The sequence below is a fragment of the Pseudomonas sp. BSw22131 genome, from assembly GCF_026810445.1.
Classification (GTDB): Bacteria; Pseudomonadota; Gammaproteobacteria; order Pseudomonadales; family Pseudomonadaceae; genus Aquipseudomonas; species Aquipseudomonas huanghezhanensis.
Genome location: NZ_CP113949.1, coordinates 3878416 through 3899232, shown reverse-complemented (window position 1 = coordinate 3899232; position 20817 = coordinate 3878416). Strand labels below are relative to the sequence as shown.

The 20817-nt window shown below is 60.5% G+C and carries 17 protein-coding genes; 6 read left to right on the top strand and 11 right to left on the bottom strand.

Annotated features, from left to right (window positions below; translation table 11 throughout):
• The first annotated feature begins 74 nt into the window (after positions 1-74).
• From OYW20_RS17455 to OYW20_RS17430, 6 genes are all read left to right on the top strand, one after another.
• A complete protein-coding gene (locus tag OYW20_RS17455; RefSeq protein WP_268797188.1) occupies positions 75-1388 on the top strand; it encodes an MFS transporter in 1314 nt (437 codons plus the stop codon).
• 249 nt (positions 1389-1637) lie between these two features.
• On the top strand, positions 1638-2630 hold the full coding sequence (gene araD1, locus OYW20_RS17450; protein WP_268797187.1) for an AraD1 family protein: 993 nt from the start codon (positions 1638-1640) through the stop codon (positions 2628-2630).
• A gap of 147 nt (positions 2631-2777) precedes the next feature.
• Positions 2778-4103: an MFS transporter gene (locus OYW20_RS17445; RefSeq protein WP_268797186.1), complete on the top strand. Its 1326-nt coding sequence runs from the start codon at positions 2778-2780 to the stop codon at positions 4101-4103.
• A gap of 90 nt (positions 4104-4193) precedes the next feature.
• Positions 4194-4481 carry a DUF5629 family protein gene (locus OYW20_RS17440; RefSeq protein ID WP_268797185.1) on the top strand — a complete coding sequence of 96 codons (288 nt, stop codon included), beginning with the start codon at positions 4194-4196 and terminating at the stop codon, positions 4479-4481.
• Between the two features lie 222 nt (positions 4482-4703).
• Positions 4704-5873: a lactonase family protein gene (locus tag OYW20_RS17435; protein WP_268797184.1), complete on the top strand. Its 1170-nt coding sequence runs from the start codon at positions 4704-4706 to the stop codon at positions 5871-5873.
• 173 nt (positions 5874-6046) lie between these two features.
• The gene (locus tag OYW20_RS17430; protein ID WP_268797183.1) at positions 6047-6226 is read left to right on the top strand and encodes a hypothetical protein; all 180 of its coding nucleotides are present in this window, start codon (positions 6047-6049) and stop codon (positions 6224-6226) included.
• A gap of 518 nt (positions 6227-6744) precedes the next feature.
• Here OYW20_RS17430 and OYW20_RS17425 read toward each other — a convergent pair.
• From OYW20_RS17425 to OYW20_RS17375, 11 genes are all read right to left on the bottom strand, one after another.
• Complete coding sequence (locus tag OYW20_RS17425; RefSeq protein WP_268801171.1) at positions 6745-7314, bottom strand: glutathione S-transferase; 570 nt, start codon at positions 7312-7314, stop codon at positions 6745-6747.
• A 70-nt stretch (positions 7315-7384) separates the two neighbouring features.
• Complete coding sequence (locus OYW20_RS17420) at positions 7385-7891, bottom strand: peptidylprolyl isomerase (protein ID WP_268797182.1); 507 nt, start codon at positions 7889-7891, stop codon at positions 7385-7387.
• A 99-nt stretch (positions 7892-7990) separates the two neighbouring features.
• The gene (locus OYW20_RS17415) at positions 7991-11635 is read right to left on the bottom strand and encodes an AAA family ATPase (protein ID WP_268797181.1); all 3645 of its coding nucleotides are present in this window, start codon (positions 11633-11635) and stop codon (positions 7991-7993) included.
• Positions 11632-12876 (bottom strand): exonuclease SbcCD subunit D C-terminal domain-containing protein, encoded by a 1245-nt coding sequence (locus OYW20_RS17410; RefSeq protein WP_268797180.1) that lies wholly within the window; start codon positions 12874-12876, stop codon positions 11632-11634. Before OYW20_RS17410 ends, OYW20_RS17415 begins: the two co-directional genes overlap by 4 nt.
• Before the next feature lie 147 nt (positions 12877-13023).
• Positions 13024-14715, bottom strand: a complete 1692-nt coding sequence (locus OYW20_RS17405) for a BatD family protein (RefSeq protein WP_268797179.1) — start codon at positions 14713-14715, stop codon at positions 13024-13026.
• The gene (locus tag OYW20_RS17400) at positions 14712-16427 is read right to left on the bottom strand and encodes a VWA domain-containing protein (RefSeq protein WP_268797178.1); all 1716 of its coding nucleotides are present in this window, start codon (positions 16425-16427) and stop codon (positions 14712-14714) included. Before OYW20_RS17400 ends, OYW20_RS17405 begins: the two co-directional genes overlap by 4 nt.
• On the bottom strand, positions 16424-17491 hold the full coding sequence (locus OYW20_RS17395) for a vWA domain-containing protein (protein WP_268797177.1): 1068 nt from the start codon (positions 17489-17491) through the stop codon (positions 16424-16426). Before OYW20_RS17395 ends, OYW20_RS17400 begins: the two co-directional genes overlap by 4 nt.
• A complete protein-coding gene (locus tag OYW20_RS17390; protein WP_268797176.1) occupies positions 17484-17978 on the bottom strand; it encodes a DUF4381 domain-containing protein in 495 nt (164 codons plus the stop codon). Before OYW20_RS17390 ends, OYW20_RS17395 begins: the two co-directional genes overlap by 8 nt.
• Positions 17975-18919: a DUF58 domain-containing protein gene (locus OYW20_RS17385; RefSeq protein WP_268797175.1), complete on the bottom strand. Its 945-nt coding sequence runs from the start codon at positions 18917-18919 to the stop codon at positions 17975-17977. The genes OYW20_RS17390 and OYW20_RS17385 overlap by 4 nt, the downstream gene beginning before the upstream one ends.
• Positions 18920-18922: 3 nt before the next feature.
• Complete coding sequence (locus OYW20_RS17380) at positions 18923-19882, bottom strand: AAA family ATPase (RefSeq protein ID WP_268797174.1); 960 nt, start codon at positions 19880-19882, stop codon at positions 18923-18925.
• Positions 19883-20170: 288 nt separating this feature from the next.
• The gene (locus OYW20_RS17375; protein ID WP_268797173.1) at positions 20171-20530 is read right to left on the bottom strand and encodes a hypothetical protein; all 360 of its coding nucleotides are present in this window, start codon (positions 20528-20530) and stop codon (positions 20171-20173) included.
• Positions 20531-20817: the final 287 nt, after the last annotated feature.

Here is a 20817-nt window from a genome sequence, read left to right as displayed (position 1 = left end):
CAACGACATTCACACGCGCAGCAGAGGCGATCCCCGTAGCGTCCATAACAAAAACAAACATGGAGAACGCACACATGAGCCAGGAACTCAGGCTTATTCGACGCATTACCCTGAAACTTATTCCCTTTCTGATCCTGCTCTATCTCATCGCTTACGTGGACCGTTCGGCCGTCGGTTTCGCCAAACTGCACATGGGCGCCGACGTCGGCATCGGCGACGCTGCATACGGTCTGGGTGCGGGTCTGTTCTTCATTGGTTACTTCCTCCTTGAAATCCCCAGCAACCTGATGCTCGAACGCTTCGGCGCTCGACGCTGGTTTGCGCGAATCATGCTCACCTGGGGCGCGATCACCATGGGCATGGCCTTCATTTCCGGGCCGACCAGCTTCTACGTGATGCGCTTTTTGCTGGGCGCCGCCGAGGCGGGCTTCTTTCCCGGTGTTCTGTACTACATCACCCAGTGGTTTCCGGTGCGCCATCGCGGCAAGATCCTGGGGCTGTTCATCCTTTCGCAACCCATCGCCATGATGATCACCGGGCCGATTTCCGGTGGCCTGCTGGGCATGGAAGGGGTTGGTGGTCTGCATGGCTGGCAGTGGTTGTTCCTGTGCATCGGCGCCCCGGCGATTCTGCTGACCTGGCCGGTGCTGCGCTGGCTGCCGGACGGCCCCAAAAACGTCAAGTGGATGGACCCGGTAGAAAAGGAGTGGCTGGCTGGCGAGCTTAAAAAAGACCTCGAAGCCTACGGCCAGACCCGTCATGGCAACCCGCTGCACGCCTTGAAAGACAAACGCGTGTTGCTGCTCGCGCTCTTTTACCTGCCTGTGACGCTGAGCATTTACGGGTTGGGCCTGTGGTTGCCGACGCTGATCAAACAGTTCGGCGGTACGGATCTGGTGACAGGCTTCGTATCTTCGGTGCCGTACATTTTCGGGATCATCGGTTTGCTGATTGTGCCGCGCAGCTCTGATCGCCTGAACGACCGTTATGGGCATCTGGCGGTGCTGTATGTGATCGGCGCCATAGGTCTGTTTTTCAGTGCCTATTTGACGATGCCGGTGCTGCAACTGGGTGCTTTGTGCCTGGTGGCGTTTTCGCTGTTTTCCTGCACAGCTATTTTCTGGACCTTGCCGGGCCGCTTCTTTGCAGGCGCCAGTGCGGCGGCCGGCATTGCGTTGATCAACTCGGTGGGCAATCTGGGCGGTTACATCGGCCCGTTTGTAATCGGCTGGCTGAAAGAAATCACCGGCAATCTGGCAAGCGGCCTGTATTTCCTCTCATGCGTGATGGTGTTCGGACTGGTCCTGACCGGGATCGTGTACCGGGTGCTTGAGCGCAAGCATGTGTTGCCCGAGTCACAATTTGCCGCGAGTGCGCGTTCTCGCTGAAGAGCCTGCGTCGTTTTCCTGTAGGAGCGCGCTTGCCCGCGAAGGCGGTGCGTCAGACATGAAGAGGATTTAGATAGATCGTTATCGCGGGCAAGCGCGCTCCTACAAGGGGCGTGGATATTTTGGACATTGATGCAAAACCTGTAGGCGCGAATTCATTCGCGAAGCGTGCGCAATGACACTGCGCGATTTGCTGGCCAACAACTTGGCTCCTGCAGAGTCGTGGAAAATTTCAAAAAGGAGAACCCCATGCATTTAGTACAGTTCGAATTGAGCAGTGGTGAACGTCGCGTCGGTCTGGTGGACGGCGCGCTGGTGCGTGAGATACAGGGCGCAACCAGCACCCGTGAGCTGGCACTGGCAGCCATCGATAAAAAAATCTCCCTGGCCGAACAGGTCGACAGCCTCGGACTGGGCGACGATCACGACTACTCGCGACTGCGCGCAAACCTGCAGATTCTGCCACCGCTGGACCATCCCGACCCTGCCCATGTGTTGGTAAGCGGCACCGGTTTGACCCACCTCGGCAGCGCGTCGGCCCGCGACAAGATGCACCAGCACGCAGGTGACGAAGCGGGGATGACCGACACCATGCGCATCTTCAAATGGGGCCTTGAAGGCGGCAAGCCAGCGGCTGGTCACGCGGGCGTGCAGCCGGAGTGGTTCTATAAAGGTGACGGCAGCATCGTCATCCGCCCGGGAGAGTCCTTCCCGCAGCCGCCGTTTTCCGAAGACGCTGGCGAAGAGCCCGAGCTGAGCGGCCTGTACGTGATCGGCCATGACGGCAAGCCTTATCGACTGGGTTACGCCATCGGCAACGAGTTCTCTGACCACGTCATGGAGCGCAAGAATTACCTGTACCTGGCGCATTCAAAATTGCGCGCCTGCAGCTTTGGTCCGGAACTGCGCGTCGGCGATCTGCCGCAGCATCTGGCGGGCACCAGCCGCATCCTGCGCGACGGCGAAGTGCTGTGGGAAAAGGAATTCCTGAGCGGTGAGGGCAACATGTGCCACAGCCTGGAAAACCTCGAATATCACCACTTCAAGTACGCCCAGTTTCTGCGCGCAGGGGACGTGCATGTGCATTTCTTCGGCACCGCGACGCTGTCATTTGCTGATGGCATCAAAACTCAACCGGGCGATCGCTTCGAAATCAGTCAGGCCGAGTTTGGTGCGCCGCTGGTGAACGGTATTGCTGCGACCGAAGCCGTGTTCCAGCCAGGCGGGATCACCCAGCTTTAAGTCCCGGGTTTGTAGGAGCGCGCTTGCCCGCGATTGCGGTCTCCCTGTGACACTTTTCGCCCGGAACATTGATCGCGGGCAAGCTCCTACAGGTTCAGTGCAGTTCTGATTCACCAGACACCCCATAAAAACAAACGAGGTGCGCCCATGACCACCACTGCCATCCCGATCGGACACGTCGATGCCGACGCGGTAGAAGCAGCCATTTATCGCAAGGTCAGTTGGCGCATCGTGCCGCTGTTTATCGCCTGCTTCCTGTTCGCCTACCTGGACCGCGTCAATATCAGCTTCGCCAAACTGCAAATGGCGAGCGACCTGGGGTTCAGCGAAACGGTCTACGGCCTGGGTGCGAGCCTGTTCTTTGTGGGTTACTTCCTCTTTGAAGTGCCCAGCAACATCCTCCTGCACAAGATCGGCGCGCGCATCTGGATAGCACGGATCATGGTGTCCTGGGGCATTGCATCGGCCTGCATGATGTTCGTGCAGACCGAGTTCTGGTTCTACACGCTGCGGTTTTTGATTGGTGTGATGGAGGCCGGCTTCGTCCCTGGCGTGCTGTACTTCTTCACCCAGTGGTACCCGAGCACACGACGTGCGCGGGTCAACTCCTATTTCAAGAGTTCGATCTGCCTGTGCGGCATCGTCGGCGGGCCGATTGCCGGCCTGATCCTCGGTCATTTCGACGGTGTGATGGGCATGGCCGGCTGGCGTTGGTTGTTTCTGCTGGAAGGCGTCCCTTCGGTGTTGTTGGGCGGCGTGGTGTTCTGGCTGGTCAAAGACCGCATTCAGGATGCAACCTGGCTCAGCACCCAGGAAAAACAAGTGGTGCTGGACCGCATGGCCAAGGAGTCCAGCCCCGAGACCCCGCAAACCTTCAAAGACGTCTGGAAGGAACCGACCACCTACGTGATGTCCGGCATTTACCTGTGCCTGGTGATGGCCCTGACAGGTTTACTGTTCTGGATGCCGCAACTGATCAAAAGCGCAGGGGTGGCCGACACGCTGGACATTGGTCTGTTGACCGTTATTCCGTACGTCGGCGCGGTGATCGGCAACCTGCTGATTGGCGCCAGCTCCGACCGTCACGGCGAGCGGCGCTGGCACATGGCAAGTTGCGCCACGCTGACAGCGGCGGGGTATCTGGTGTGTGCGCTGTTTCCGGGGCAGTTGCTGCCGTTGATGATCGGCATGACCATGATCATGACCGGGATCATCGCCTGGATGCCGATCTTCTGGACCATCCCGCCGCGCTTTCTGACAGGTCTTGCGGCAGCGGCGGGCATCGCCCTGATCAACTCGCTGGGCCAGCTCGGCGGCATCATTGCGCCGTTCATGGTGGGCCGCATCAAAGACCTCACCGGGACTGCAACGCCTGCGCTGTTTGCGCTGTGCGCCGTGAGCGTGCTGGCGGTTGCGCTGATCGTCTGGGGCATTCCCAAGCGTTTTTACGTGCGCGAAACCACCCACGACTGATCGTCCGAAACCTGCACGACCGACGCCTGCGGCCACATGCAGGCGTCTTTTCGCCTATCATTCGCTCTTTCACTTACTCGAATGACTGCCATGACCACAACGCCTGAAAATCTGCTCGCTGCGCTGCAAACGTCCGACATGCTGGAAATCGACGGCCTGCACGCCTTCGAGTTCACCCTGACAGAGGAGCAGTTGAACATCGAAAGCATGGACGGCCGCGAACGCAAGGTCTGGCGCTTTACCCAGGCGCAAATCGGCGCATCCCGCTTCGATGAGGCCCTGCAAAGCTGGGTCATCAACGACGGTAATGCCGATCACCGGATTGTCACCATGAGCGCGTTCGCGGCCCGTGATGAGGATGATGAAGAGCAGGATTGAGTAGCTCTCATTGTAGGAGCGCGCTTGCCTGCGATGGCGCCGTGTCGGAACCAGCCATGTCGTTTGACACACTGAGATTCGCGGGCAAGCGCGCTCCTGTAACGTACCGAAACACCTCAGGCAACTCCGGGCCGCTATAGGCTGTCATACCCAAGATCTCCGTGTTCAGCGATGAAGTTCAGCGATGAATCAACGGCAAACAATCGACAAAGAGAACTGCCCATGACTCGTAAAATTCTGCCTTGGCTGCTGATGGCCAGCAGCATCAGCGCATTTCCTCTTCAGGCCAAAACGATGACCGAATACGACCTGTTGGTGGGGTCTTACACGGCGGGTGCCAGCGAAGGCATTTATCGTTTCGGCTTCGACGCTACTACCGGCAAGCTTGACGCCACGCCGCGTCAGGTGATCAAAAGCGAGAACCCTTCGTGGCTCACGCTTTCCAAAGACCAGCGCCGCTTGTACGCCGTGAACGAAAACGGCCCCGGTCAGACCGATGTGGTGGGCAGGGTCAGCAGTTTCTCGATTGATCCCAAAACCCACGTTGTGTCCTTCATCAATCAGGTCGAGAGCAAGGGCGAAGAGCCTACGCATTCGAGCCTGAGCAACGACGGTCGTTTCCTGTTCATCGCCAACTACGCCGTCAAACCCGATCCGGGTGGCGTGTTCGCTGTCATGCCAGTGGGCAAGGACGGCACGTTGTCTGAGGTCGTCCAGACCAGCACTCATCCTGCCAGCAACGTGAATCCTGAGCGTCAGGCCTCATCCCATGTTCACTCGGCTGTTTCTTCACCGGATGGCAAGTACGTGATCGCCAGCGATCTGGGCGCCGACAAGTTGTTCGTGTACGCCTACGACGGCAAGAAAACGCAGCCATTGCAGCCAGCGACGATTCCTTCGGTGGACTTGCCAGCGGGCAGCGGCCCCCGGCATCTGCTGTTCAGCAAAGACGGCAAACACGCCTGGCTGACCACTGAAATGAATGCGCAAGTGGCGGTGTTCGATTACCGCGATGGCACCTTCAAACGCACGCAACTGGTTGATCTGGCCAAGGGCGAAGGTCAGCAACAGCGTGCCGCAGGTGGCTTGCACACTTCACCTGACGGCAAGTTTCTCTATGTCGCCAACCGGGGCGCTGTGAACGAACTGCTGGTGTTCAGCATCAATCAGTCCACCGGACAGTTGAAAGAAATCCAGCGCCGCTCGGTTGAAGGCAAGGAGCCCAGGGAGTTCAGCTTTGACCCGAGTGGGCATTTCGTGCTGATCGCCAATCAGAAAAGCAACCAGATCGTGACGGTCCGCGTGGACCCGAAAACTGGCCTTTTGGGCGAAACGGTTCAGACCCTGGACTTCGACTCACCCTCAGACCTGCACTTTCTGACCTCCAAGTGAGTGCCTGAAAAATCCTCCAGCCCTTCATTTGTACGGGCTGGAGCGATGTATTAATTAAATTGATAAGGGCTAGTGCTACAAAACATTTCTGCTGTAAGTGCCTCGGGCGTACTTTCAATTCACGGCCAAGACGGTCAAGACTTGAATCGACACACTGCACCGGGGTACACAGCATGAATTTCAATATCTTCTCCATCATCGCCGCGTCTGCCATCTCCGCCACTGTTGCTTTGCCTGCCAATGCCAGTGTTGATGTGGCCGATAAAAAAATCAGCTCGACCCAGACTTACACGCCGAAGTATCTGCAACAAAGTGCCAACTTCTACGCCGCGCTGGATCATAAGACTCAGTAATGAATGGAACTTTCGACGTAAATTCATTCCCCGTTAGCGTGACTGACGATACCGGGGAATGAATTTTCCGAATCATGTGTTTAGTTTCAAACACCACTGATGTTTAAACGCTTTCGCGAGCAACTTCGTCTTTAGCAGGTTGGTACGACCTCTGACCCGTACGTGTCAGGCCATGTGCCAAATGCAAGACGAGCTTGTTCGCGAAAGCGTTGATTCCCTCCCCTTGATCCCCGTCTGCTGAATAAGCGATGGGGATTTTTTTGCACGGGTTTTGAGAGTGGTGGTCAGGTGCAGGTAGTGATCGGCCTTATCGGTTATCGGCAGGCTCGCTCGCTTTTGCTTTTGGTTCTGCCAAGGTCTGTAGGCGTGAACGTGTTCGCGATCTGGCGGATACCGGCAGTAAATCCTGCATATGCGGTGTGTCAGGTTTTCCGGGGGTGTCTGGTTTTAGGGCCGCTGCGCAGCCCATCGCGGCCTCGCGTTGCTCGTGCGCTCCTACAGGGGGGCGGGGTTTTAGCTTACGAGGCGGGGTGTTTCTGCATCGTTTCAATAAACAGTGCGGACTCCAGAAACCTGGTTAACCACTCGCGCAGCTTCGGATATGGGCTCTGCCAGAACCACTGGGGATCAACCGAGCAAAACTGCCGAACGAACGGCGCCAACGCAACATCCGCCAGCGTCAGGCGGTCGGTGACAAGAAAGGGATGTAACTCAAGCCGACGTTCCAGGTCACTCAGAAATACTTCGCCTCGCGCTCGGTATTCATCCTGGGAACACTCCGGGTATCTCACCGCGTATTTATAGCGATCAAGGTTAACTTTGAAGTCCTCATCGTTTTGCGCGATGAGTTCGGCGATCTGCCGTTGTGCATCGGGGTTGCCGTGTAGCAGCCAGTCCTCGGGATCCTGTTGCGCCAATGCCCAGTGCATGATGTCCAGGCTTTGTTCCAGCACTTGGTCGGCGAGTACCAGCACGGGGACCGTGCCCTTTGGCGAGCGCTTGAGCATCTCGGCCGGCTTGTCTTTCAGACTGACTTCGACGGTCTGCACCTCGCACCCCGAAACCCTTATCGCCATGCGCGCTCGCATGGCGTAAGGGCAACGACGAAACGAGTAGAGCGTCGGTGCCGCGCGGTCAGCAGCGATCACCGACACTGAATCAGGCTTCGGTCAGCTCGCCGCAATCGGCGATGGTGACTTTCTTGCTGGTGCGGCCGGACTGCGAGCCCAAGGCTTCGATGGCGCGGACGACTTCCATGCCTTCGACGACTTTACCGAACACCACGTGTTTGCCATCCAGCCAGCTGGTGACGATGGTGGTGATGAAGAATTGGCTGCCGTTGGTGTTTGGGCCGGCGTTGGCCATGGACAGGTCGCCTGGCTCGGTGTGCTTGAGATCGAAGTTTTCGTCTTTGAATTTTTCGCCGTAGATCGACTTGCCGCCAGTACCGTTGTGGTTGGTGAAATCACCGCCTTGCAGCATGAAGTCGTTGATCACACGGTGGAAAGACGAGCCTTTGTAGGTCAGGCCGTCCACTTCGCCAGTGCACAGGGCACGGAAGTTTTCAGCGGTTTTCGGCACCACGTCGTTGCGCAGTTCCATGACGATGCGGCCCATAGGCTCGTCGTTGGCAGTGATGTCGAAAAATACTTTTGAGTTGGACATGAAATTACCTTTCTCTTTGGTTCTGCGCGACGAATCGCGCGGTGGGTATTGCGTTGCACCCGTCACATTGAGGCGTCGGGTGCCTGACAAAAATCCGGATTATCCGTTATTGACCTCAACAGTGCTAAGGCCGTTGCCTTGGCGACGCACCTGAATCTGCACCGGGATGCGTTCATGCATTTCCTGCACGTGGGAAATCACCCCGACTTTACGGCCTTGAGCCTGCAAACCGTCCAGCGCATCCATCGCCAGTTGCAGTGATTCCGGGTCGAGGCTGCCAAAGCCTTCGTCGATGAACAGCGATTCGATTTTCAGCGTGCTGGACGCCATCGAGGCCAGCCCGAGGGCCAGCGCCAGCGATACCAGAAACGTCTCGCCACCGGACAACGAATGCACCGAGCGCAGTTCGTCGCCCATTTCGGTGTCCATCACCAGCAGGCCGAGCATGCTGCCCCCGCGTTTCAGACGATAGCGGCGCACCAGTTGCTTGAGTTGCGTGTTGGCATGGTGCACCAGCAGGTCGAGGTTATAGGCCTGCGCGATTTTGCGGAATGTGTCGCCAGTGGCCGAGCCAATCAGGGCGTTGAGACGTCCCCAGCGCTGATATTCGGCTGTCGCCTGCGTGATGCGCGCCTGCAATTCGCTGTTGGCAGTGCGTCGACGGTCGTCTTCGCTCAATTGCGCGCGCAGTTGCGCACACTGTTGTTCGTGCATGGCTGCCTGCGTCTGCGCGTCTTGCAGCGCCGCCGCCAATTGCTCGGCATCGCCAACATCACTGTGCTGCGCCTGATGCTGCTGCACCTGCGCTTCACGTTCCTGCACCAGCACACGGGATTGTTCGAGGGCTTTCTCGCTGTGCTGCAATTGCTGGCGCAACTGGCTGACGGCGTCCTCGTCACACCCGAGCAAGGTGTCCAGCGCCGCATCGTCCAGCTCGGGGTGAGCGCTGCGCCACGCCAGGACTTGCTGATCGAGTTCGGACACTTCCCGCTCAATGCCTTGCAGCCGCTGGCGCTCGGCGTCCAGTTCGGCGGCCAGTTTGATCAACTCGCCACGCGCCTGCTGCAATTGCTCGCTCGCCGTACCCTGCGCCGTGCGGGCCTGTTCCACCGCGCGCTCAAGCTGCTGCTGCCAGTGATCGGCGCTGGCCTGTTCGCCCAGCAACTCACTCAAACGTTGCTGGCCGGCCAGTTGCTGAGCCTGGCTGCTTTCAAGGCGCTGTTTGAGCTGCTCGTGCACTTGCTGACGATTGAGCTGGGCGAGCTGCTCCATCTCGATCTTCTTGGCGCGGTCGCTGTGTTCCTGCTGCTCGTCCTTTTGCTGATCAAGCTGCTGAAGTCGCAGGGCGATGTCGTTGTCCAGTTGCATGAAGCTTTCAGTGGCCGACTCGCGCCACAGCGGCAGACTCTCGGCGGGCAGTAACGCTTCAAACTCTTGCAGCTCGGCTTCGAAGGCCTGGTTGTCGAGGGCGATGTTGCGCTGTTGGTCGTCGAGCAACTTCATCGCCTGAGCACTGGCGTCACGCGCCGTCTGCACGTGTTGCTGCAACGCTTCGGCCTGCTGCTGAACCTTGAGCAACCGGGTCTGACGCGTCTCGCTGGCCAGAATGTCCTGGGCCAGCGTGTGCAGCCGCTCGCTAAGCCAATCCCCGCGTTGTTGCTCCGGCTGCTCCTGCAAACGCGGATACAGCGCATGCGCCTCAAGCTGCGGGGTGAGGGCCTGCAACTGCTCGCCGAGCTGTTCGACTTGCGGTCTGGATTGCTTGAGCTGGTTATTCAGCTCGGTCACTTCGACCCGCAGTTCGGTGAGCTTGTCGCTCAACTGACTGACCTTGAGCCGCGCCGCGTTCTCCTCGTTGTCGTCATGCCCGGACAACGCTTGCATCAGCACGTCCGACTGGTGATACGGATGCTCTTGGCTGCCGCACACCGGGCAGGGTTGCTGGTCGACCAATTGATCACGCAGTTGCTCGACACTGGCGCTGCGGGCCAGGCGCTGGCGTTGCAGTAAATCGACAGTGACCTGCAGCGCCTGGGCTGCCGCGTCGTGTTCGGTCTTGAGTTGCAGCCCCTGGGCAATGCTCTGTGCTCGCCGTTCAGTGGCCTGATGCTGTTGAAGTTGAAGGTTTTGCAGTCGGCCATCGATGTCCTGATGCCGCTGCCATAACCGATCAAGCGCATCGCTGGCGCTGTGTTGCTGGCGGTTGTCTTGCAGCAACTGGCCCAGGCGCTGGATCTCTTCGTTGACGGCGTCGGCCTTGACCTCCGCCTCCCTGTACAGCGTGTCCAGGTCGCTACGGCGCTCGGTCAGCTGTTGCTCGGCACGGGTGGCGCTTTGCTCCAGCGCAGGCAGTTCGGCGCGTCCTTGTTTGAGCCGCGCGCTGAGCTTCACGGTTTGCTGCAAACGGGGGCGATACGCAGGCCAGGCCTGGCTCAACGGCGCCAGTACAGCGCTGTGTTCAAGCTGAGTGGCGATGGCGTGCAGGCGTTGATCACGCTGGCGCTGTTGCTCGCTCATCTGCTCAAGGGCGGCGGCGCCCTGAACGCTGGCCTGCTCGGCGGCATGCGCCTGCTGGCGGACATCCTGCAACGCGTCGTTCAGGTGAGTGAGGTTGCTTTGCTGATCAAATGCCTGACGCAGCAGGGGTGCGGCAGCCGTCTGTTGTTCCTGCGCGCTGACCAGTCCGCGTTGAGCCGCCTGTTGAGTCTCTTCCAGCGCTGCCTGATGGGTGTGCAATTCGGTTTGTCGCTGTGCGTGTTGCTCGATCAGCCCCTTGAGCGGCGTGATTTGCCCGTCTAGTCGCGTGCGCAGGGCAAACAGGTGGCGCTGCGGCGCCAGGCGCTCCAGTTGCCCGAGCATGTGGCGCTGCGTGGCGTGGTTGTCCCAGGTTTGTTGCGCGCTGTTCAGTTGCTCGGTGGCGCTCAGATGTTGATCGCGAAGACGCTGCAACTCAGTCAGCCATTGCTGTTTGAGCTCCAGCTGGCGCTGCTGCGTTTGATGAAGTTTCAGCTGTTGCTGTGCGTCGTTGAAGCGCTGTTCGAGGTCGGTGCGTTGCTCAGGCTCCATGGGAATGACGCCCGTTGCCAGCAGGTTCAGGTCGTCGCAGGCTTTCTTCGCTTCGCTGGCCTTGCTGTAGGCGCGGCGGCCAAGCTGGCTGTAGATCGCGGTGTCGGTGAGCTTTTCCAGCAGCTCGCTGCGCTCCCGGTCGTCAGCCCTGAGGAAAGCGCTGAACTCACTCTGCGCCAACATCACCGCGCGGGTGAACTGCTCGAAATTCAGCCCCAGCCGCGCTTCGAGCAACGGTTTGTAGTCGGTCTTGTTCTGGCTGAGGATTTGCTCGCTGTCCAGATCGGTCAGCGTCTGGCGGCTCGCTTGCAGCTTTTTGCTGGCGTTGTCGCGGGCGCGGTTGGTTTCCCAGCGCGCACGGTAACGGCGCTTGTCGATGCCGACAAAATCCACCTCGGCGTAACCGCTGCCAGTGCCACGACGCAGCAGATTGCGCGGGTCACTGGTGCCGATGTCGCCATCGATCTCCGGGACTTTCGATTGACCCACATTATTCAAGCGCGGAATCGCCCCGAACAGCGCCAGGCACAGCGCATCCAGCAGCGTACTTTTGCCTGCGCCGGTCGGCCCGGTAATCGCAAACAAGCCAGCGCTGGCCAAGGGCTCGGCGGTAAAGTCGAGTTCAAACGGCCCGGCCAGCGAGGCGAGGTTCTTCAGGCGGATGGCAAGAATTTTCATGGCTGTTCGCTCTCCAGCTGGACGTCCTGCAACAGCTCGGCAAAGTCCTTGAGCGTCTGCTCGTCGACCTCGTTGCCATAGCTGTCGAGCCAGGCGCGGCTGAACAATTCCTGAGGGCTGAGTTGATCCAGCTCGATCAAGCCCTCGCCATCGTCATCCCGGCCATTGGCGCCCTTGCCGGCGTATTCGGCGGCGATCCGCACCAGCCGGACGGCTTTGCCTTGCAGGGCCAGCTCGATCTGATTGCGCAGGTCTGGCTGCGGCTCGTCCAGACGCACGCGCACTTCCAGCCAGGGTTGGCGGTCGATGTCGGCGAGCAGGTCGATGTCCGGCAGGTCTTTGAGCTGCACCAGCAGTTCGGCCAAGGGCGCGGTGCCGACGCGTTGCAGGTTGACGGCACGCGGGATGAGCAGGGTGTCGACGCTGGTCAGCTTGTCGCCTTTGCAGTTGATCTCGAGGATCTGGTGCTGGTAGCCGATTTCCGAAAATGACAGTGGGATGGGCGACCCGCTGTAACGAATGCGATCTTCACCGTTCACCCGCTGCGGCTTGTGCAGATGGCCGAGGGCAACGTACGTGATGCTCTCGCCAAACAGGCTGGCGGGCAGGGCTTCGGCGTTGCCGATGATCAGGCTGCGCTCGGACTCTTCGGACACCGAGCCCCCGGCCATGTGCGCGTGGCTGATGGCGATCAGGGCCTGGCCCGGTTCACGCTTGAGGTTGGCCGCTTCTATCAGCATTTCGTGAACGCGACCGATGCCGCGCAGGTAGTTGTCGCCCAGGGCCAGGCCCGTGACTTCGGCAGGGCGCAAAAAGGGCAGGGCCAGGCACCATGCGCGGATTTTGCCTTTGGCATCGGGCAGCGGCAGCAACAGGCGCTCGACATCGAGGGTGCCGTCGTCCAGCCACAGCACACGGCCCAGGGCGTGGGTGCGCAAGCGGCGCATCAACGGCGCGGGCAGTTCGATGCGCGAGCCGGAGTCATGGTTGCCGGCGATCATGACGATGGTCAGTTTGGGCTGCTGCTCATGGGCGTTGACGATGAAATCATACAGGCGCTCCTGGGCTTTGACCGGCGGGTTGACGGTGTCGAAGATGTCACCCGCGATCAGCAGTACATCCGGCGTGCGTTCGGCCAGACGCGCCAGCAGCCAGGTGAGGAAGCTTGCGTGTTCAAAGTCTCGTTCCTGGCCATGAAGGTTCTGGCCGAGGTGCCAGTCGGAGGTGTGGAACAGACGCATCAGGGGTCCTTGTTTAAGTGCGATCAGGCAGCTGATTCTGTAGGAGCCAACTTGTTGGCGAGAAGGTCAGCGCGGTGTATCAGTCATATTGCATCGCGAACAAGTTCGCTCCTGCAGGGACCGCGATGATTCACGGACCACGTTTTCTTACTTCGGATACAACGGCGGCAGGCTGTTGTCGCCGCTGGGGTCATGAGGGCGTTCGATGGCAGGCAGCGCTTTGACGGCCCGCCACAGGTCTTCACCCAGCCATAGTTTTCCGGTTTCGCTGTACAGCGCGCCGTTCAGGCCATCCAGTGCGTCTGATAGCGGAATGAAGCGCGCGGCCATGTCGGCCAGGGTTTCCGGTTGCTGCCGCGCCCACGCGTCCAAGGCTTGACGGGTCGCGTGCGGATCGTTGGCAAGGCTGGCGCGTTTGAGGTCGTCCAGCACCGAACGCGGGCTGGGACCGGCTTGTGCCACTCGGGCCAGCGCCGGTTGCCAGCGTGCCCGCCACCACAGCCCGAACCCCAGCAGCGTTGTGAAACTGAGCAGCACGGTCGCCAGTTGCCACGGCCAGACCGGCGGCCCGATGACTACCAAGCCACCGTTGTCGTTGACAGGCATGTCCACTGCCAACGTCGGATTGTTGCTGATCTGCAAGGTGCGAGCGGGCAAAGAGCTGTGTTCGAGGTGATCTTCATGGGTGTTCCACCAGACGATGTCTACCGTTGGCAAATCAATGGAGCCGGCACGATTGGGCACCAGCGCTTCACGCTCCTCACGGGTGCCGATCAGGCCTCGTTCGCTGGCGAGATTGGCCAGTTGCGGCTGATCGGGGTAGCGCCGCAGCGCACTCACGTTTGTGGCGGGCAGCGGTGGCAATTGCGCGCTGGACAAGCCTTCGACCTTCAGCGTCAAGGTGCGGGTCAGCGAATCGCCTACCTGGCTGTGGCCGGGTTCCGGGCTCCAGCTTTCAGTCAGATTGACGCTGCGCGCCGGCAACCACGGGGTGTTCGCCGGGTAGTTGGCCGGCTGTGGCTTGACGGTCAGCGTCAGCGGCTCCGAGGTCACGCGTAGCAATTTGCCGGGTTTTGGGCCCAACGTATTGACGTCGCTGGTTTGCCCCTGACCTTGGCTCGCGGTTGGCGCGGGCAGGTCCTGAACCAACGTGGCACTGAAGGCCTGAGGCGGGATCACCAGATCGCCGCTCTTCTGGGGGTAAAGCGCATAGCGCATCTCGATCACACCGTGGCGAACGTTATTGATGAGCTTTTCGTAGGTGCGGGTATCGCCCAATTTTTCTATTCGCGTGTCGGGGATCTGTAGCGGGATCAGGTTGCTGTCATCGAACAGCGACACTGAATGGTAGATCCGTAGCGTCAGGATGGCCTGCGCCTGAACGTAGACAGTGGGTTGATCAAGGCTGACCTCGATGAACACTGGCGCCAGTTGCGCCTCTTGCGGGTTGCTGGCGGGCGCGACGTCCATCACTTGCAGGGTGATGGGTGTGCTTTTCATTTCGCCCAGTTGCAGTTCGGGGATCACCAGCGAGCCGCTGCGCCTGGGCATCAAGGTTATCTGCCAGCGAGTAGTGGCCTGGGCCGTCCCGTCCAGCGTGGTCGAGCGATTGACCTGACGGGTGCCCTGAACCTCGAAATCAGCATCAAGCACGCTGAGGTCCGGTTTGCCAAACAGCGTAGGGTCATTGGATTCGAGGGTCAGCTCGACGGTTTCCCCGCTATTGAGCCGCGTACGGTCCACGCTGGCAAGCAACGCAGGCGCTGGCGTTTCGGCCTGTGTCGACAACGCGAAGAGGCACAGCAGCCAAGCGATCACCAACCTGTGTAGACGACTCATCGGGTCTTTTCCTGATGCAGCTGTTGTTCGTACCAGAATTTACGCCGCAGCAATTCTCCGGGTTCGTCCGGGATCTGCCGCAGCCATTGCTCGAGGGCCTGTTTTTGCTCGCCGCTCAATGTGCCGTCGGCGGGCTTGCCGGGGGCGCGGGTGGTATCTTCATCGTCCAGCGGCGAACCGGGTGTCTCGTTGCCGCCTGAAACCTGTTGCTGGCTGCCGGGGCTGTTTTCCTCACCGGCCTGAGGCGGTGTCTGCTGGCTTTTGTGGTCGTCGACGGCTCCGCTGCGCGGGTTATCGCCATCGTCGTCACCTTCGGTCTTGCCCTGGTCGTTGTCTTCGACCGTGGGCTGTGTGTTCTGCTCACGCATTTTCTGCACCAGCGCGCGGTTGGCGATGGCGGCAGGAAAGTCAGGTTGCCGGTCCAGCGCCTGATCGTAGGCATCAAGTGCGGCGTCCAGTTCACCGCTTTTGGCCAGGGCGTTGGCGCGATTGTAGTGGTCGGTTGCACTGCTGCCCTGGGCGAAACGCTGGGCGGCGCCGGCATAGTCACCCGCTTCGTAAAGCGCGATGCCTTGCCATTGCGGGTCCTCGAAATGCCGTGCGGCCTCGAGCGGCCGGTGCCGCTCAAGCAAGCGCTGGCCCTGTTGATCGGGACGCTGCCAGAGGTCCCTGAAGTCGAACGCATAACTGTTTTGCGGCAGCATGAACAGGAGCGGCAGGCACAACACCCAGCCGCGCCGACCGGCGCACGCGGCCAGTAACAATAATGGCAACAACAGCCAGTAACCCTGATCGGCCCAGGTGTCGAGCTGTACTACCTGGCCGTCGCTGCGCAGCTTTTTCGGGCTGTCCAGCAGGCCAAGTTCGGCCAGGTCCTGATCGTCCATGCGCAAGGCGCTGTAGCGGCCGTTAAATTGCTCGGCGAAATCCTTGAGGCTGGCGCTGTCCAGGCGTGGCAGCAGGATGGCGCCTTGGGCGTCTTTGAGGAACCCGCCTTTTTCCTGGGCGACCGGTGCGCCTTCGGCCGTGCCTACGCCCAGAATGAGCAATGGTTGGGAGTGATCGCTCATGGCAAGACGAATGCCCTGACGTTCCTGCTCGGTCAGCGAGCCGCCAATCAGCAACAAACGGCCCTTGCCCAACGCGCCTTGTTTGAGCAACTGAAGGGCTTTCTTCACGGCCAGATCAGCCCGTTGACCGCTCTCGGGCATGATCGACGGTTTGATTGCATCCAGCAGGTTTTTACTGGTGGCCAGATCGTCTGAAAGCGGGACGAGCGTGTGCGCGCTGCCTGCGTAGACGATGATCGCGGTTTGCGAGTCGCTGCGTGCCTGCAGCAAGTCCATGATTTTTCGCCGGGCCTGTTCGAGCCGGGTGGGAGGGCTGTCGGTGGCGAGCATTTCCGGGGTCAGTTCCAGCATCACCACCAACGGGTCCACCGGTCTCTGGCTGGTCTGTTCGACGCGCTGCCAGCTTGGGCCGAGCAGCGCCAACAGCCCCAGCGCCCAGCCAAAACTCAAGGCGATCCAGGGCAATTTGCTGTCGCGCCCACTGCCGCCATTGAGCAGCACGGAGTGAAACGCCACGGGCAGAATCATCTGCCAGCGACCAATGCGTTTTTGTCGGTTCCACAGCCGCCAGAGCAGCCAGCCCAGCAGCGGCAAGATCACCAGCCAGCCCGGACGAAACCAATGTGGCCACAGCGCCATCATCGACGCCTCCACAGCAGCTTGAAGCGCTGTCGCCAGCTCGGCGAGACTTTCAGCGCAGGTCGGCGCGACAACAGCCGATAAAGCGCATTGTTCGGCCAGCGCTCGTGAATCACCAGCACCACGCTCAGCAGCAGGGCAGTGCCCAAAGGCCAGTGATACAAGGACAGCGCGGGGCGAGCCTGGGTAGGCTGTTGCGCCACAGGCTCCAGTTCGTCGAGCGCTTCGCCGATTTTTGCCAGTTGCACGCCATCGCGCGCCCGGAAGTACTGGCCACCGGAGATGTTGGCCAGTTCTTTGAGCGAGGCTTCGTCCAGGTCCAGCGTCGGATTGAGCCCAAGCACACTGGCGGCACCTTTGTCGGGGTCGGCGCCAATGCCGATCGGGTAGATCTTGACGCCTTCCTGGGCGGCCAATCGTGCTGCGGTGGCGGGATCGATCTGTCCCCCGTTGTTGGCGCCGTCGGTGATCAGGATCAGCACGCGGCTCTGCGCCGGACGCAGGCGCAGGCGTTTGAGGGCCAGGCCAATCGCGTCGCCAATCGCGGTGTTTTTACCGGCGATGCCGATACGTGCCTCGTCCAGCCAGACCCGCACCGTGTGCCGGTCGAAGGTCAACGGCGCTTGCAGATAAGCCTGGCTGCCAAACAGGATAAGTCCGACGCGGTCGCCCTCGCGATGTTCGAGAAAGTCGCCCATCAGCATTTTGACCAGCGTCAGGCGGCTGACTTCGTCGTTTTTCCAGGTCATGTCGGGATAGTCCATCGACCCTGAAACGTCCACGGCCACCAGCAAATCCCGGCCGCTGGCGGCAATCGGCAGTGGGTCTCCCAGCCATTGCGGGCGCGCGGCGGCCGCCAGCAGCAGTAGCCATAGGCAGATAAACGGCAATTGCCGACGCCAGCCCGGCAGATTGGCGCGGGCACGGCGTCCGGCCATGCCTTCGAGTTCATTGAGGAAGCTGACCTTGAGCGCGGCTTCTCCGCTGTCGGCGGGCGGCAGCAGCAAGCGCATGACCCACGGCAATGGCAGGGCCAGAAAGACCCAGGGCCAGGCGAACTCAAACATGCTTGCGAATCCAGGTCTCGACCGATTGCGTCAGACCGTTGATGGCTTTGTCATCGAGTTTGCACTCGGGCTTGTAGGCGCCTTCGACGAGGATCATCCACCGTGTCAGGCCGGCAGCCGGGCAGCGATTGTCCAGAAATGCCAGCCATTTGCGGCCGTTGAGGGTGTGGCTCTGGCTGTAGGGGTAGTGGTTGCGGCACAGGCGTTTGAGCAGGCCGTTGATTTGCTGCAACCAGGCACCGGCCGGCGCGCCGTCGTAGGGTTTGGGCATGCGTGCCAGTTCTTCGAGTGCGGCTTGACGCAGCGGATCGAGGGGCTGTTCGACTTTTGCAGTGCGGGCCTTGCTCGGCAGCAAATGCCGAGCGCGCCACACGCCATAGATCAGCGCTGGAATCAGCACCAGCAGCAGCCACCAGCCGGGAGCTGGGGGCCACGCGCTCACCGCCTGCGGAGGGACCAAGGGCTGTAGCTGATCCAGCGGGTTCATTTCTGCTTCACCGGATGCTGCGCATTAAGGTATTCGCGCAGTTGCTCGACCATCTCGCGCTGAGTGCTCAGCGGCATCATCAGTACCCGAAGTTTTTGGGCCAGCCGTTCCCAGCGCGCCACTCGGGCTTCACCCTGGGCACGGTATGTCTGTCGCAGCTCGGGGTTTAACGTGTCGAGTTCCAGTTGCGCGCCGCGCTCGGTAAAACGCAGCAGGCCCGCTGCGGGCAGGGCGTGATCGAGGGGGTCGGAAATGGGCAGTAACAGCAGGTCGCAGTGGCGTGACAGCAGCGACAGTTGTTGTTCGGCCGAATCGGACAACGCCCGCTCGTCGCACAAAATGATCGCCAGACTGCCCGGCCTCAGCACTTCGCGGGCACGCCGCAGGGCGATGCCGAACGTATCGCGGTCAGCCACCGCTTCGGTGTGCAACGACTGATTGACCCGCACCAGACGGTTGAGCAGCTGCAACAGGCTTTGTTTGCTGCGTCGGGGTTTTATCTCGTAATGCTCGTTGTCGCCAAACACCAGCCCGCCGACGCGGTCGTTGTGCCCCAGCGCCGCCCAGCCCACCAGTGCAGCAGCTTGTGCGGCCATGACCGATTTGAACACCAGCCCGGAGCCGAAAAACAGCCGGCGGCTTTGCTCGACCATGATGAAGATTGGCCGCTCGCGCTCCTCGTGAAACAATTTTGTGTGCGGCTCCTGAGTGCGTGCGGTGACGCGCCAGTCAATGGTGCGCACGTCGTCGCCGGCCTGGTACACGCGCACCTGATCAAAATCCACACCGCGCCCGCGCAGCTTGGAATGGTGCAGGCCGATCAGCGGGCTGCGGCGGCTGGGGGTCGAAAAAAGCTGAACCTCCCGCACGCGATGGCGCATTTCGATCAGCTCGGCGAGGCTGACGCGAATACCCGGTTGGGAGATCAGATAGGGCTGCATGGGTCAGGCGACGGCAACGACGTCGAGAATACGTTGAATCACTTTGTCCTGATCAACGCCCGCCGCTTCGGCTTCAAACGACAGGATCACCCGATGGCGCAGGACATCGAACAGCACTGCCTGAATGTCTTCGGGGCTTACGAAGTCTCGACCTGCCAGCCAGGCGTGAGCGCGGGCGCAGCGGTCCAGAGAGATTGAGCCGCGTGGGCTGGCGCCGTAGGCAATCCACTCGGCCAGCTCAGGGTCGAATTTGGCCGGGGTGCGGGTCGCCATCACTAGTTGCACCAGGTATTCCTCCACCGCATCGGCCATGTACAGACCGAGGATTTCCTTGCGTGCGGCAAAAATGGCTTGCTGGCTGACACGGCGTTCAGGCTTGGTCTCGCCATTGAGTGCCTCGCCGCGGGCCTGCGCGAGAATCTTGCGCTCCACCGATGCGTCCGGAAAGCCGATCTTGACGTGCATCAGGAAGCGGTCGAGCTGGGCTTCGGGCAGCGGATAGGTGCCTTCCTGCTCGATAGGGTTTTGCGTCGCCATCACCAGAAACAGCGGCGACAGGTCGTAGGTGCTGCGTCCGACACTCACCTGGCGCTCGGCCATGGCTTCGAGCAGCGCTGATTGCACTTTGGCTGGCGCACGGTTGATTTCGTCGGCGAGGACCAGATTGTGGAAGATCGGCCCTTGTTGGAAGACGAAGCTGCCGGTTTCCGGGCGGTAGATTTCAGTGCCGGTGATGTCGGCGGGGAGCAGGTCGGGAGTGAACTGAATGCGGTGGAACTGTGCCTCGATGCCTTCTGCCAGCTCTTTGATCGCTTTGGTCTTGGCCAGCCCCGGTGCACCCTCGACCAGCATGTGGCCATCTGCGAGCAGGGCGATCAGGAGTCGCTCAACCAGTTTCTCCTGCCCGAGAATCTGTGTTGAGAGAAAGGTTCGCAGCGCGATCAACGCTTCACGATGTTCCATCGGTGACGGTTCCTGGCAGGGTTCGCAGCAGCGCCAAAACGGCGCCGACGCTGGGGGCGTTACTTTAATCCATCCAGGGGCTGGCGACTAACGGGGAAGGGGACTTTTGCAGGAAATTCAGGGAATGGTGTCGCAAAGCTGTGAATTGTCTGACAGATATGAAACCTGTAGGCGCTGACGAGCCCGAGCGAGGCTGCGATCGCGGTGGGTCAGACAGACCGCATCGGTCGAGCGCGACCCCGGAGCCTCGTCGGGCTTGTCAGATCCTACAAGGAATGCGCGTAGCCCTTAACCCACTTCGCTCACAAATGTGCCTACGTCCTGGAGGATGATGCGCAGCGTTTGCGCCAGATCGGCCAGCTCGCTCTCCGGCGTGCTGTGGGTGATTTCGTAGATGCTGTCGCCGCCGAGCGCAGTCGCGTCTTTGGCAGATATTTCCAGCAGCAGGCGGGTGGCACTGAAGGTCACGATGATTTTCTCGTCGACGTGGACGGTGCCGTCGCGAAAGGTGATGTCGACTTCGTCCTCGTCGGGGAAGCGCGCCAGCATGAACAGGTCGCCGTTCAGGCCATGGCAGCATGCCAGCGCCATGTCATCTTCTTCCTCGTCGCAGGGGTTATAGATGAAGCTGTCGGTGGTCATCTGCATGATGCGGTTCCTGGTGAGCGCTGGGGTTGAACGCGATTTTGCCAGTGTTCAGAGATTTTTGCCTGTGCCTTGCAAAACGGACCGTGGCTATTGCGCATGATTGTTGGAGCGAGTGGGCATTCCGGTTTGCCCGCGAGGCTGTTGACGGTAGACGGGAGCATCCGGTGACCGAAATTGACTCTTCGCGGACAAGCCTCCAACAGGGTTTGGGGTTGGCAGTGCGATGGAGGTTGCGCTTTCAGCTCCTTTGCAACATTCGGTAGCAACGCGATGTCCGAATATGTCGC

What these genes read in the sequence shown, in the direction of transcription:
- OYW20_RS17445 (WP_268797186.1), top strand. Translation starts at nt 2,778, where the DNA reads ATGACCACCACTGCCATCCCGATCGGACACGTCGATGCCGACGCGGTA.
- OYW20_RS17440 (WP_268797185.1), top strand. Translation starts at nt 4,194, where the DNA reads ATGACCACAACGCCTGAAAATCTGCTCGCTGCGCTGCAAACGTCCGAC.
- OYW20_RS17425 (WP_268801171.1), bottom strand. Translation starts at nt 7,314, where the DNA reads ATGCGAGCGCGCATGGCGATAAGGGTTTCGGGGTGCGAGGTGCAGACC.
- OYW20_RS17405 (WP_268797179.1), bottom strand. Translation starts at nt 14,715, where the DNA reads ATGAGTCGTCTACACAGGTTGGTGATCGCTTGGCTGCTGTGCCTCTTC.
- OYW20_RS17410 (WP_268797180.1), bottom strand. Translation starts at nt 12,876, where the DNA reads ATGCGTCTGTTCCACACCTCCGACTGGCACCTCGGCCAGAACCTTCAT.
- OYW20_RS17400 (WP_268797178.1), bottom strand. Translation starts at nt 16,427, where the DNA reads ATGATGGCGCTGTGGCCACATTGGTTTCGTCCGGGCTGGCTGGTGATC.
- OYW20_RS17420 (WP_268797182.1), bottom strand. Translation starts at nt 7,891, where the DNA reads ATGTCCAACTCAAAAGTATTTTTCGACATCACTGCCAACGACGAGCCT.
- OYW20_RS17385 (WP_268797175.1), bottom strand. Translation starts at nt 18,919, where the DNA reads ATGCAGCCCTATCTGATCTCCCAACCGGGTATTCGCGTCAGCCTCGCC.
- OYW20_RS17390 (WP_268797176.1), bottom strand. Translation starts at nt 17,978, where the DNA reads ATGAACCCGCTGGATCAGCTACAGCCCTTGGTCCCTCCGCAGGCGGTG.
- OYW20_RS17415 (WP_268797181.1), bottom strand. Translation starts at nt 11,635, where the DNA reads ATGAAAATTCTTGCCATCCGCCTGAAGAACCTCGCCTCGCTGGCCGGG.
- araD1 (WP_268797187.1), top strand. Translation starts at nt 1,638, where the DNA reads ATGCATTTAGTACAGTTCGAATTGAGCAGTGGTGAACGTCGCGTCGGT.
- OYW20_RS17430 (WP_268797183.1), top strand. Translation starts at nt 6,047, where the DNA reads ATGAATTTCAATATCTTCTCCATCATCGCCGCGTCTGCCATCTCCGCC.
- OYW20_RS17395 (WP_268797177.1), bottom strand. Translation starts at nt 17,491, where the DNA reads ATGTTTGAGTTCGCCTGGCCCTGGGTCTTTCTGGCCCTGCCATTGCCG.
- OYW20_RS17435 (WP_268797184.1), top strand. Translation starts at nt 4,704, where the DNA reads ATGACTCGTAAAATTCTGCCTTGGCTGCTGATGGCCAGCAGCATCAGC.
- OYW20_RS17375 (WP_268797173.1), bottom strand. Translation starts at nt 20,530, where the DNA reads ATGCAGATGACCACCGACAGCTTCATCTATAACCCCTGCGACGAGGAA.
- OYW20_RS17380 (WP_268797174.1), bottom strand. Translation starts at nt 19,882, where the DNA reads ATGGAACATCGTGAAGCGTTGATCGCGCTGCGAACCTTTCTCTCAACA.
- OYW20_RS17455 (WP_268797188.1), top strand. Translation starts at nt 75, where the DNA reads ATGAGCCAGGAACTCAGGCTTATTCGACGCATTACCCTGAAACTTATT.